Annotated in this window: 9 protein-coding genes and 2 pseudogenes; 9 read left to right on the forward strand and 2 right to left on the reverse strand. The window is 41.2% G+C overall.

The genetic code is table 11. The annotated features are described in order from the left end of the window. Nucleotides 1-6 precede the first annotated feature (6 nt). Complete coding sequence (gene glnD / locus JCM15074_RS03600; protein WP_025819961.1) at nucleotides 7-2,577, reverse strand: bifunctional uridylyltransferase/uridylyl-removing protein GlnD; 2,571 nt, start codon at nucleotides 2,575-2,577, stop codon at nucleotides 7-9. A 26-nt stretch (nucleotides 2,578-2,603) separates the two neighbouring features. Next, on the reverse strand, nucleotides 2,604-3,401 hold the full coding sequence (gene map, locus JCM15074_RS03605; protein ID WP_025819962.1) for a type I methionyl aminopeptidase: 798 nt from the start codon (nucleotides 3,399-3,401) through the stop codon (nucleotides 2,604-2,606). Nucleotides 3,402-3,698: 297 nt separating this feature from the next. Between map and rpsB the strand changes: the two genes are divergently transcribed. The 9 genes and pseudogenes from rpsB (at nucleotide 3,699) to bamA (ending at nucleotide 13,674) form a co-directional block, all read left to right on the forward strand. Beyond that, on the forward strand, nucleotides 3,699-4,427 hold the full coding sequence (gene rpsB / locus JCM15074_RS03610) for a 30S ribosomal protein S2 (protein WP_025819963.1): 729 nt from the start codon (nucleotides 3,699-3,701) through the stop codon (nucleotides 4,425-4,427). Between the two features lie 117 nt (nucleotides 4,428-4,544). After that, a complete protein-coding gene (tsf, locus tag JCM15074_RS03615) occupies nucleotides 4,545-5,396 on the forward strand; it encodes a translation elongation factor Ts (RefSeq protein WP_025819964.1) in 852 nt (283 codons plus the stop codon). A gap of 68 nt (nucleotides 5,397-5,464) precedes the next feature. Further along, nucleotides 5,465-6,190 (forward strand): UMP kinase, encoded by a 726-nt coding sequence (gene pyrH / locus JCM15074_RS03620; RefSeq protein ID WP_025819965.1) that lies wholly within the window; start codon nucleotides 5,465-5,467, stop codon nucleotides 6,188-6,190. 32 nt (nucleotides 6,191-6,222) lie between these two features. After that, nucleotides 6,223-6,780, forward strand: coding sequence for a ribosome recycling factor (frr, locus tag JCM15074_RS03625; RefSeq protein ID WP_025819966.1), 558 nt, complete (start codon nucleotides 6,223-6,225; stop codon nucleotides 6,778-6,780). An 81-nt stretch (nucleotides 6,781-6,861) separates the two neighbouring features. After that, nucleotides 6,862-7,682: pseudogene (gene uppS / locus JCM15074_RS20720) on the forward strand (polyprenyl diphosphate synthase). 46 nt (nucleotides 7,683-7,728) lie between these two features. Next, nucleotides 7,729-8,585, forward strand: a pseudogene (locus JCM15074_RS20725) (phosphatidate cytidylyltransferase). Between the two features lie 4 nt (nucleotides 8,586-8,589). Further along, nucleotides 8,590-9,780 (forward strand): 1-deoxy-D-xylulose-5-phosphate reductoisomerase, encoded by a 1,191-nt coding sequence (gene ispC / locus JCM15074_RS03640; protein ID WP_025819967.1) that lies wholly within the window; start codon nucleotides 8,590-8,592, stop codon nucleotides 9,778-9,780. Nucleotides 9,781-9,794: 14 nt separating this feature from the next. Further along, nucleotides 9,795-11,159 (forward strand): sigma E protease regulator RseP, encoded by a 1,365-nt coding sequence (rseP, locus tag JCM15074_RS03645; protein ID WP_025819968.1) that lies wholly within the window; start codon nucleotides 9,795-9,797, stop codon nucleotides 11,157-11,159. Between the two features lie 31 nt (nucleotides 11,160-11,190). Further along, on the forward strand, nucleotides 11,191-13,674 hold the full coding sequence (gene bamA, locus JCM15074_RS03650) for an outer membrane protein assembly factor BamA (RefSeq protein ID WP_025819969.1): 2,484 nt from the start codon (nucleotides 11,191-11,193) through the stop codon (nucleotides 13,672-13,674). Nucleotides 13,675-13,720 lie beyond the last annotated feature (46 nt).

Below are 13,720 nucleotides of genomic sequence, written 5' to 3' on the forward strand. Positions count from 1 at the left end.
TCTTAATTAATTGGTTTGCGACAATGCTTCTATTAGCGATTGTCGTAATAATTGCTGCTGTTGTTCGTCAAGCGGTTCACCATCAGCATTTTGTAGCATAAAGAAATCTTCGGCGCGTTCACCAATGGTTGTGATCTTGGCCGCCACTAAGCTTATCTTGCAGCGATATAGAATGTCACCCACTTTTGCTAATAAACCCGGACTATCTAAGCTGAGTAATTCCATCATGCTGGTGCCTTGTTTACTACTTGGCAAGAAAGTCACTTGAGTGGCGACTTTGAATGGCTGCATTTTACGGGGCAGCTTTCTAAATCTTGGTAATTTACTGGTATCGTTAGTGAGTGCTTTTTCGAGCGCTTTACGAATACTTTGGATCCGTGATAGCTGGGTGACCGCCTTACCATCTTGTTCCATCATCACAAATGTATTTAGAATATAGCCATCTTTGGTCATCATAATGGTTGCGTCATGCACCATTAAGTTTTTATTGTCTAAAGTAGCCATGACTGTAGCAAAGACCTTGGGCTTATCTTCGCAATAAACAAATAGCTCAGTACCACCACGAGTGGTGTGTTTTGAAATTAATACTAATGGTACATTTTGTTTATGTTTAGCAATCGCTTCGGCATGCCAAATGAGTTGATTAGGCAGATGGCGTAAAAAATAATTAGCTTTAAACCGCTGCCAGATTGCATCTAAATCTTTCTCTTTAATACCACTTCGTAACAGCTCTTTTTTAGCTTTAGCTTGGTGCTCTCGCACGCGGGCACGAATATCTACGGGTTTTTCTTTGCCGCGAGCTAATACTCGCTGTGTTGAAAAATAGAGATCCCGTAATAGGGCACCTTTCCAGTTATTCCAAGTCCGTTCGTTAGTGGCACAAATATCAGCAACGGTTAAGCAGTATAGGTAGCTTAGATGCACTGCATCTCTGACTTTATCAGCAAATTCAGCAACCACATCGGGATCTGAAATATCGCGTCGTTGCGCGGTAACGGACATTAATAGATGATTTTCAACTAACCAACTCACAAGGCGTCCATCATGATCGCTTAGATTATGTAATTTACAGAAGTCTAAAGCGTCTTTACCGCCCAATTTGCTGTGGTCTCCGCCGCGTCCCTTGGCTATATCATGAAAAATGGCCGCTAAAATCAGTAGCCATATTTTAGGTAATTGATTAATTAATACTGATCCAAGTGGAAATTCTTCTTTTTGTTCTGGTTGGGCAAATCGATCAATATTCAGTAATAATCGGTGTGTATGTTCATCAACGGTATAGGCATGGAAGAGGTCAAACTGCATTTGTCCTTCAATTTTTCGCCATGCAGGAAGATAGGCTGAAAGCACCCCATGTTTATGCATTAGTGATAAAGCATTGATTGCTCGCGGATGATGAAGAATTTCAATAAATAGTTCACGGCACCGTTCATGTTCCATTAATGGCTGTAACTGTGCCCGTCGAGCGCGTCGTAGAGCTCGTAGCGTCGCCGCAAAAATGCCTTTAATGTTAGAGTTTTGCGCGACAATAAGAAACAAACGAATAATTTCACTTGGTTCTCGGTCAAATAAGGTTTCATCTATCGCTTCAATAAACTTACCTCTGCGCTGATAGCAATTATCTATGGCTGTTATCGCAAGAGTTCGTTCATCAATTTGAGTCGCGCGTTTGAATAGTTGTAGTAGCATCGCATTCAGTTCTAATACACGGCGGACCGTGCGGTAGTACTTTTTCATCATTTGCTCTACTGCTAATTGGGTCTGATCTTGATAACCCATTAAACTGGCAACTTGTTTTTGTAAATCAAATAATAATCGGTTTTCATCGCGACCAGAGGCGATGTGTAGCGCGAAACGTAAGCGCCATAAGAATTGCCGACTCGCTAATAACTCATCGAGTTCATACTGTTTTAAAAAACCGTGTTCGACTAATTCGGTCAAGGTAGTTGCGCTGAATTTACGCATTGCAACCCATACAATGGTTTGAATATCGCGTAATCCACCAGGGCATGTTTTGATGTTTGGTTCTAAATCAAAGGCGTTGGCTTTTAAATGTCTGGCAACTTGCTCATCTCGTTTAGCGAGAAAAAACTCAGCATTGGGCCAAAAGTCAGCTTGTCTGACGGCATTGTAAAGTGCACTAAATAGAATGGATGAACCAATTAAATGGCGAGCTTCAAGTAGGTTGGTGGCAACCGTAATATCTTGTCTGCCTTGTACGAGTGTTTCACTTAACGTACGTACGCTATGCCCAACTTCTAGGTTGGCATCCCACAAGAAAGCAATAAATTGTCCAAGTTGATTAGCGATCGTATCTGATGGTGCTGATTGTAATAAAATCAGTAAATCAATATCAGAGTGGGGGTGTAATTCACCACGTCCGTAGCCACCAACAGCAATGAGTGCAATATTATGCTTATCGAGGCCAATATCACACCACGCTTGTTTGATGAGTTTGTCGACAAACGTGCAACGAGCTTTAATTAACTCTGAGATGGGTTGTTTTGAACAAAATGACTTAGCCAGTAAGTCATTTTGTTCAGCAAGAGCCAACTTGGCGCTCCGTGCTTTGTTCATGATATCCCTATGGGCTCAATATAAGATTAGTGATTGATGATGCGAGGTAACTCTTCTTCATCTCGTAAGGTAAGCACTTCAACACCTTTAGCGGTAACTAATAAAGTGTGTTCCCACTGAGCTGACTTCTTGCCATCAATTGTCGTTACTGTCCAACCATCATTATCATCAAGAACGGTGTTATGACGGCCAGCGTTGATCATTGGTTCGATAGTAAAGCACATACCTGCGCGTAGTACAGTATTATCATTATTTTTATAATGAACAACTTGCGGCTCTTCATGGAAGCCTGCACCAATACCATGGCCACAGTAATCTTTAACGATAGTGTATTTTTCTAAACCAGATTTGCTGGCTTTGACACACTTTTCAATAATGGTACCAATTTCACCGAGTTTCATGCCCGGGCGAACTTTACGAATTGAGGCATAAAGGCTTTCTTGTGCGATACGGCAAAGACGCTTATCTTTGGCGCTAACATCACCAATTAAAAACATCTTTGAGGTATCACCATGATAACCATCTTTGATTACGGTAATATCAATATTTAAAATGTCACCATCTTTAAGGGTATAACCGCCAGGAATACCGTGACAAATCACGTCGTTTACTGAAGTACAAATCGATTTAGGAAAACCGTGATAATTAAGTGGTGCTGAAATAGCGTCCTGACTTGCCGTAAACTCTGCACATAAACGATCAAGTTCATCTGTGCTCACACCGACTTTAACATGGGGGGCAATCATGGTTAGTACGTCTGCAGCTAGCTGACCTGCAGCACGCATTTTTTCAATTTCTTCTGCCGTTTTAATGACAATACTCATGGGTATTTCTCTTCTTACGTTAGGCGATTTAGCAAGCGCTAAAATAATGCAAAAATTTGTGCTTTACTCTTAAATATGGTATAAAGCGCGCCGTTATGTTTTAACTCCTTATCTGTTTCGATGCAATGCAAAGAGCGATTGGAGTAAAAGATGACAGCCATTATACATGGCATTTTGTTAAATACTAAATCACACACGTATCGACACATACTTCGGGGTGCTTTAAACATTGTTTTAGGGTCGAAGTGATGGGATATGTGGAGGTCTAACCCCTTTTTAATTTTTTAAGGTATTAAAATGACTACAGTTTCAATGCGCGATATGCTTCAGGCTGGTGTACACTTCGGTCACCAAACTCGTTACTGGAACCCAAAGATGAAGCCATTCATCTTCGGCGCTCGTAACGGTGTACACATCATCAACCTAGAGCACACTGTGCCAATGTTCAATGAAGCATTAGCTTTCATTAGCAACGTTGCTTCTAAAAAAGGTAAAGTTTTATTTGTTGGTACTAAGCGTGCTGCAAGTGAAGCAATCAAAGAATCTGCTATCTCTTGTGATCAGTTCTACGTAGATCACCGCTGGTTAGGCGGTATGTTGACTAACTGGAAAACAGTTCGTCAATCAATCAAGCGTCTTAAAGATCTAGAAAGCCAGTCTATCGACGGTACTTTCGACAAGCTAACTAAGAAAGAAGCTCTTATGCGTACTCGCGAGCTTGAGAAGTTAGAAAAATCTTTAGGTGGTATCAAGAACATGGCTGGTCTTCCAGACGTGATCTTCGTTATCGGTGCTGACCATGAGCATATCGCTATCAAAGAAGCAAACAACCTAGGTATTCCAGTTGTTGCTGTTGTTGATACTAACTCTGCTCCAGACGGCATTGACTATGTTATCCCTGGTAACGACGATGCTATGCGTGCAATCCGTTTGTACACTCAGTCTGTAGCTGCTGCTGCTAAATCTGGCCGTGGTCAAGATCTAGCTGTTCAAGCTGAGCAAGACGGTTTCGTAGAAGCTAAGTAATTTAATAAGGTAGATGATTTCATCTCCCTTATTAACCAAGTGATTGGTTGACAGGGGCCATCAGGCCCCTGTTTTATATCTACAAATTTTTCGACTTATCTAATAGAGGATTTAACAATGGCAATTACTGCTGCCCAAGTTAAAGAACTGCGCGATCGTACTGGCGCTGGTATGATGGACTGTAAAAAAGCATTAACTGAAACAAATGGTGACATCGAATTAGCGATTGACAACATGCGTAAAAGTGGTGCTGCTAAGGCTGCTAAAAAAGCGGGTAACATCGCTGCTGAAGGTACAATCCTTATTAAGAATGGCGAAGGTTACGCTGCATTAGTAGAAGTAAACTGTCAAACTGACTTCGTTGCTAAAGACGGTAACTTCCTAGCATTCGCTAACGAAGTACTAGATGTTGCTGCAGCATCTAAAGTAACTATCGACGATTTAAAAGCACAGTTTGAAGAAGCTCGTGTTGCACTAGTTGCTAAAATCGGCGAAAACATCAACGTACGTCGTGTTGAGTACATCGATGGCACTAACTTAGCTTCTTACCGTCACGGCGACCGTATCGGTGTTGTTGTAACTGGTGATGCTGACGAAGAAACTCTAAAGCACATCGCAATGCACGTTGCTGCTTCTAAGCCAGAATTCGTTACTCCTGCTGACGTTCCTGCTGAACTAGTTGAAAAAGAAAAATCAGTTCAAATCGAAATCGCAATGAACGAAGGCAAGCCTCAGGAAATCGCTGAGAAAATGGTTGCTGGCCGTATGAAGAAGTTTACTGGTGAGATCTCTCTTACTGGTCAAGCTTACATCATGGAGCCTAAGAAAACTGTTGGCGAAATTCTTAAAGAGAAAGGCGCTTCAGTTTCTAACTTCATCCGCCTAGAAGTTGGTGAAGGTATCGAGAAGAAAGAAGAAGATTTTGCAGCTGAAGTTGCAGCACAAATCGCAGCTTCTAAAAAGGCTTAATCGCCGCTTAATATATACCGCCAAGACCGCAGCTTTTGCTGCGGTCTTGTTATAATCAGGATAAAAATATGAGCACCAATCCAAAACCTGCATTTCGACGCATTCTTCTTAAACTAAGTGGTGAAGCTTTAATGGGCGCCGAAGGCTTCGGCATCGATCCTAAAGTGCTTGACCGTATGGCTCAGGAAATCAAAGAGCTTGTTGAACTGGGTATTCAGGTCGGCGTAGTGATTGGTGGTGGTAACCTATTCCGTGGTGAAGGCCTAGCACAAGCTGGTATGAACCGTGTTGTAGGCGATCATATGGGTATGCTTGCGACGGTAATGAACGGTTTAGCAATGCGTGATGCACTGCATCGTGCTTACGTTAATGCTCGTCTAATGTCAGCTATCCCACTAAATGGTGTATGTGATCGTTACAACTGGGCTGAAGCGATTAGTTTATTAAAAACGGGTCGAGTAGTTATTTTTGCTGCGGGCACGGGTAATCCATTTTGTACAACAGATTCAGCAGCTTGCTTGCGTGGTATTGAAATCGAAGCTGAAGTTGTGTTAAAAGGCACTAAAGTTGATGGTGTTTATTCTGACGATCCAATGAAAAACCCAGATGCAGTCAAGTACGATCAAATGAGTTACAATGAAGTGCTTGAAAAAGAATTAAAAGTAATGGACTTGGCTGCTTTCACTTTAGCTCGAGACCATAACATGCCTATACTTGTGTTTAACATGAATGCACCAGGGGCACTTCGTCGTGTCATCATGGGTGAGCAGTTAGGCACACTGATAAAAGCATAAAAAATATTTAGTGACCGAAAAGGACAGTTATCGTGATTAATGATATTCAAAAAGACGCAAAAGAGCGTATGGGTAAGTGCGTTGAAGCGACTAAGACCCAAATGGCAAAAGTACGCACAGGTCGCGCGCACCCAAGTTTATTAGATACAATTTATGTTTCATACTATGGCTCAATGACGCCGTTGAAGCAGGTTGCTAACGTATCTATTGATGACGCTCGTACTCTAGCAGTTACTGTTTTTGACCGTACCATGATTAGTGCTGTTGAAAAAGCAATTATGACTTCTGACTTAGGTTTAAACCCTATGTCTGCAGGCGCTACAATCCGTATTCCATTACCAATGCTAACTGAAGAACGTCGCCGTGATTTAATCAAGGTTGTACGTGCAGAAGCAGAAAATGGTCGTATTGCAGTACGTAATGTACGCCGTGATGCTAATTCTGATGTTAAGACTCTTGAGAAAGAAAAAGAGTGTACTGAAGATGATGTTCGTCGTAGTGAAGATGAAATTCAGAAAGCGACTGACGCTCATATCAAGATGATTGATGAAATCCTAGTCGCAAAAGAAGCTGAGTTGATGGAAATCTAAGCATCGTTTGCAAATACTAGAGTTGAGACGCCGTGTGGAGTTATACTACACGGCGTTTCTATATTTTAAGGGTTGTATCAGATGTCATCTAGTACCGACATTGAATCTCAAACATCGACTGATAATGCCGACAATAATGCATTTTCCGAGTTATTGCCTGATTTAGTTAATCAGACATTACCTAAGCATGTGGCTATCATTATGGATGGCAATGGTCGTTGGGCACAACTTAAAGGTAAGCTCGAGTTTTAGGCCATAGAGCGGGTGTTAAGGCTGTTCGGCGTGCGGTAAGCACGGCACGAGAATTAGGTATCCAAAGTCTAACATTATTCGCCTTTTCAAGTGAGAACTGGCGCCGTCCGGATCATGAAGTGACTTTACTTATGCAATTGTTCTTTACGGTGTTGTCCCGTGAAATAAAATTGCTTGATCAAAATGGTGTTAGGCTAAATATCATTGGTGATACCAGCCGCTTTTCAGACAGACTACAACAACAAATTCAAATCGCTGAACAAAAAACTGCAAACAACGATAAGCTGATTTTGAATGTGGCCGCTAATTATGGTGGCCGTTGGGATATTTTACAGGCTGCGCAAAAATTAGCACAAAAAGTTGAAGCTGGTGAAATCAACAGCAGTCAATTTACAGAACAAGCATTATGTGAACAATTAAGCATGCAAAATCAACCAGAAGTTGATTTAATGATCAGAACCGGTGGCGATTGTCGCATCAGTAATTTTATATTGTGGCAAGCAGCATATGCGGAATTAGTGTTTCTTGATCTACTTTGGCCTGAATTTGATAAGGCTGCTTTTTTAAGTGCGGTAGAAGTTTTTTCAAGCCGCCAGCGCCGCTTTGGTTTGACTGGGAGTCAAATTGAACAGCTACGTACTCCAGTATAACGTATCTGTTAGCGCGGAATTTATCATAAGATAAGAGGAATTTTTTTTGCTAAAACAACGTATTATAACAGCACTTTGGTTAATCCCCTTAGTTTTGGGAGCAATTTTTCTACTCCCTAATGAATATTTTGCTTGGGCACTTGTCCCTGTTTTTTGATTGCGGCTAAAGAGTGGGGCCGTATTATTGATAGTGAATGTAATGTGACCCAGTGGAGCTTTACATTAACCATGGCCATTTTATTGGTCGCAATGAATGTATTGGTGCCAACTAATATTGTTTGGCAAAACGGTCACCTACACCCACTATTCCTTGCTGCGATTCTCATTGGTGCAGCTTGGTGGGCATGTTCATTACTGCTAGTTATCTTTTACCCAAAAAGTGCTAACTTTTGGCAAAGCCGCCCAATGCTTAAATCATTTTTCGGTCAGCTAACACTTCTTCCTTGTTTTATCTCCCTGATTTCATTAAAAACACTTAGTACGACCAATGATCCATATTTTGGTGGCTGCCTCGTATTGTTTGTTATGCTAGTGGTATGGGCTGCAGATTCTGGTGCTTATTTTGTTGGCAAGGCAATCGGCAAAACTAAATTAATGCCTAATGTGAGTCCAGCTAAAACCCTTGAGGGCTTACTTGGTGGTCTTGCAACCACAATGGTTGTTGCTGCTGGAGTGATGTTGTCATCGCCAGAACAGGAATTGGGTCTGGTGATTGCAGTAACAATTTTTATTGCTTTAGCATCTGCTTTAGGTGATTTAACCGAAAGTATGTTTAAACGAGCCGCTAAAATAAAAGACTCGGGCACTATTTTACCGGGTCATGGTGGTGTTCTAGATCGCATTGATAGTTTAACTGCCGCGCTACCCATCTTTACTTTGATCTATATCGCATTCTGGATGTAACGATATGCAAAACATGGTGATTTTAGGTGCTACTGGCTCAATAGGCAGCAGCACGTTAGATGTTATTGAACGTAATCCTCAAGCGTACAAAGTGTATGCCTTAGCTGCTAACGCTAGTGTTGATAAAATGCTGCAACTTTGCTTAAAGCATCAGCCACAAGTTGCTCATATGATGGATGTTCAAGCTGCTAAAAGCCTAGCGCAACAATTACAGGGTAAGCTTGAGATTGAAGTGATTTCAGGTGTCGATGAGTTAGTTGATTTAGTTGCTAGAACTGAAGTCGATACGGTTATGGCTGCCATTGTTGGTGCCGCAGGTTTATTGCCTACTATGGCTGCGGTTAACGCTGGTAAGCGTGTACTACTTGCTAACAAAGAAGCGCTGGTGATGTCTGGTCAATTATTTATTGAGGCGGCCAAACGTAGCGGTGCGACATTGTTACCTGTTGATAGTGAACATAATGCAATTTTTCAGTCATTACCTGTCGATGCCCAGCATAGCATTGGTTATTGTGATCTTGCCAAAAATGGTGTGTCACATATTTTATTGACTGGCTCAGGTGGTCCATTCTTAACTACTGATTTATCTTTACTTCCGCAAGTTACGCCAAGTCAAGCATGTAAACACCCTAATTGGTCAATGGGGCCTAAGATCTCAGTTGACTCAGCGACGATGATGAACAAGGGGCTTGAGTTTATTGAAGCGAGATGGCTTTTTAATACGACTCAAGAGCAACTTAAAGTAGTGATTCATCCACAAAGTGTAATTCACTCAATGGTGCAGTACCTTGATGGTTCTGTGATTGCGCAAATGGGCAATCCAGATATGCGTACTCCAATAGCCCATTGTATGGCTTATCCACAACGAATTTCATCGGGTGTGGAACCTTTAGACTTTTTTAAAGTCGGACAGTTAAGCTTCTGTGAACCAGATTTTAATCGCTTTCCTTGTTTAGCATTGGCGATTGATGCGTGTATGCAAGGGCAAGAGGCGACGACCGTTGTTAATGCTGCCAATGAAGTTGCTGTTGCAGCTTTTTTGCAGCAACAGATTAAATTTACTGATATAGCGCGTGTGAATGAGGCTTGCTTAGTTAAGTTAAGTCAGCATTCATTAACATCAATTGAAGATATCGTAGCGTTAGACAGGGATACACGTCGACTAGCTGCTCAAGTTGTCAATGGCTTAAGTTAACGCCGAGGAGAGGCATGGTAGATATTATATGGAATTTTGCTGCATTCGTTGTTGCCCTAGGCATTTTGATAGCGGCTCATGAATTTGGACATTTTTATGTAGCGAGGCGTTGTGGCGTAAAAGTCGAACGTTTCTCTATTGGATTCGGTAAAGCAATTTGGCGCAAAGTAGGTAAAGACGGTACAGAATATGTGCTGGCACTTATTCCGCTTGGTGGCTATGTCAAAATGCTTGATGAACGCGTTGAAGATGTGCCAGATGAATTAAAATCTCAAGCCTTTAACCGTAAAACAGTATGGCAACGCATTGCGATTGTTGCTGCGGGACCTATCGCTAATTTTATTTTTGCGATTATTGCTTTATACGTGATGTATTTGATTGGGGTTAACAGTATTAAGCCTGTTATTACCGAAACAAAATTGGATACGCCTGCGGCATCGATTCAAGTCAAGCAACCACAACAAATCATCAGTGTGGGTGGTCAGAGTGTTAGAAACTGGGAAGAGGTTAATTTAGCCTTAGTCAGCCATATAGGTGATAAACAGGTGAGTGTGACCGTTGCACCACTTGATCGCAGTGACGATATTGGTGCCAAGACTTATCAATTAGATATTAGTCATTGGAATTTTGATCCAGATAAGCAGTTACCTATCACCGCCATTGGCTTAGTGCCGTTTCAACCTAAAATAGAACCTGTTTTAGCCTTGGTGAGTGAGGATGGAGCAGGTCATAAAGCTGGGCTTTTAGTTGGCGATACTTTAGTCGCTCTTAATGGTCAGCCTTATACGACGTGGCAATCTTTTGTCGATGTGGTTAAAGCATCAGCAAATATACCGTTAGAGTTGACAATTCGTCGCAATGGCGAGCAATTCAATGTTAAGCTTACGCCTCAAAGCCGTGAAGGTCGTAATGGACAAGTTGAAGGTGTTATTGGTATCGCACCTAAACAATTAGCTTGGCCTGAAAATTTAAAAATAGACATTCGTTATGGTGTGTTGGAATCAGCGACCATGGCTGTGGATAAAACGTGGCAATTGATTAGTGTGAGTGGCAAGATGATTGCCAAGCTCTTTACTGGTGATGTGTCTGTTAAAAATTTAAGTGGACCAATTTCAATCGCGCAAGGTGCTGGACACAGTGCCGATATTGGATTTGTATACTTTTTAAGTTTTCTAGCATTAATTAGTGTTAACTTAGGTATTATCAACCTGTTACCACTACCAGTGTTAGATGGTGGTCACCTGTTATATTACTTTATCGAAGTGATTACAGGTCGCCCTGTACCTGAGAAGGTGCAGGATATTGGATTCAGATTTGGGGCGGCGATGCTACTTATTTTTATGAGTATTGCCATATTTAACGATTTTGCCCGACTCTGAGCAAGGACAGACAAATAATAAGAAGTGCTTTATGAGATTGAATAAACTTTTTGCCTCGATGTTATTAGTCGGTGCGTCTTTTTCAGGGACAGCTTGGGCTGATACATTCCAACCATTTAAGGTCACTGACATTCAAGTCAATGGTCTACAGCGTGTTGCACTAGGTGCGGCATTGCTAAACTTGCCTGTGAAGGTAGGTGATGTTGTTGATCAAGTTAAATTGCAACAAGCAATTAAAAGCCTATATGCATCGACTAACTTTGAAAATATCGAAGTCAGTCATGAAGGTGGCGTATTAATTGTTAACGTAAAAGAACGACCAACAATTAGCCAAATTACCTTTGAAGGTAATAAAGACATTAAAGATGAGCAGTTACAAGAAAGCTTAAATGGTTCAGGGGTCAAAATTGGTGAATCTTTAGATCGCACTATGTTGACTGGTATTGAAAAAGGCTTACAAGATTTCTATTACGGTGTGGGTAAATATGGTGCGAAAGTTCAAGCACAAGTTGTTAATTTACCGCGTAACCGTGTTGAGCTTAAGTTTAAATTTACTGAAGGCTTAGCGGCTCAAATTGAACAAATTAACTTTGTTGGTAATGAAGCGTTTTCTGATGCTAAATTACGTGGCATGTTAGAGCTAAGTGATTATGTTGCTTGGTGGGATCTGTTTGGCGAGAAGCGTTATCAAAAACAAAAACTACAAGCCGATCTCGAAACAATCAAAACTTTCTATCATGATCATGGCTATATTCGTTTTAAGATCACATCTACTCAAGTCGCAATGACTCCAGATCGTAAAGGCTTATATATTACGATTAATGTGGACGAAGGCGCTCAATACAAAGTTCAAGCTGTTAATTTAACGGGCGACTTAATGGGTCGTAAAGAACTGTTAGAGAAGATCTTGCCGATTAAAGTTGGTGATATGTATAACGGTAGTGACGTGACGTTTGCTGAAGAGATGTATAGCAAATATTTAGGTCGCTTTGGTTATGCTTATCCAAAAGTCACTACTTATCCTGAAATTGACGACAAGACTAAAGAAGTTACTCTGAATATTAATATTGACCCAGGTAAACGTGTTTACGTGCGTAATATTAATTTTACGGGTAATGAAGTCACTAAAGACCAAGTGTTACGTCGCGAAATGCGTCAAATGGAAGGTGCTTGGCTTAACTCTGCGCAAGTCGAGCAGTCTAAAGCGCGTTTAAATCGTTTAGGTTTCTTTGAAACTGTTGATACCCAAACCGTGCCTGTACCAGGTAGTGATGATTTAGTGGATGTTGACTTTACCGTTAAAGAGCAACCATCTGGTTCATTTAATGCAGGCGTAGGTTATGGTACTGAATCAGGCCTAAGCTTACAGTTTGGTGTTCAACAAAGTAACTTCCTTGGTACAGGTAATGAAGCTGGTATTAGCTTAAGTACCAATAAGTACTCTAAAAATGTTAACTTATCTTATACCGATCCTTACTTTACAAAGGATGGCGTAAGCTTAGGTGGTAGCATCTATTGGAACGAGTTTGATGCAGATGAAGCAAACCTTGAACGCTATAAAAATAGTTCATATGGTGTGGCATTAAATACCGGTTTCCCAATTAATGAATATAACCGTATTAACGCGGGTGTAGGTTATCGTCATAACACTATTTCAGATATTTCATCGTATGAACAGGCATTGCGTTTTTACAATATTTATCGTGAAAGTGATGATCCAAATGCTGACTTAAGTTTTGATAATTTCGAATTAAGCTTGGGTTGGTACCGCAGTACGCTTAACCGTGGCACGTTCCCTACAGCGGGTTCATCGCAACGTTTAACCGGTAAAATGACTGTTCCAGGTTCAGACTTACAATATTTTAAGACTGATTTTGATACTAGCTTCTATTTTCCACTGACACGTAGTCATAATTTTGTGGTGTTAACTCGTGCCCGTCTTGGTTACGGTAATGGTTATGGTAAGTTCCACGATAATGATCAGATTTTACCATTCTGGGAAAATTACTATGCTGGCGGTAGTGGCTCTATTCGTGGCTTTGACTCTAACTCAGTTGGTCCTCGCTCATTCTACGTAAACCGTGGCAGTGAGCCATGTGGCCCAAGTGTGACGGGTAACGGCTGTAGCTTACCGGGTGAGCCAAACGAAGTCTTTATTGATGATGGTCGCTCTGTCGGTGGTAACGCAATGGCAACTGCCAGCTTAGAGCTGATTGTTCCAACGCCGTTCCTTGACGAAGCTTATAGCAATTCTATTCGTACCAGTTTCTTCGTTGATGCGGGTAACGTATGGGATACTGAGTTTAATTATGACTCATATCGTTCGCTTCCTGCGGATCAGTTTGATAAGTTACAAGACTATAGTGATCCTAAGCGTATTCGTGCCTCATGGGGTATGAGTGTGCAGTGGCTATCGCCAATGGGACCAATGGTGTTTAACTTAGCATGGCCGTTAAAAGAATATGCTGATGATGAGACCGAGATCTTCTCATTTAATATTGGTAAAACCTTCTAATTTTAATAAAATCAAGCAATATTAGCTGACTTAACAAGGAGTCTAC

This window comes from Shewanella marina JCM 15074 (assembly GCF_000614975.1).
Taxonomy (GTDB): domain Bacteria; phylum Pseudomonadota; class Gammaproteobacteria; order Enterobacterales; family Shewanellaceae; genus Shewanella; species Shewanella marina.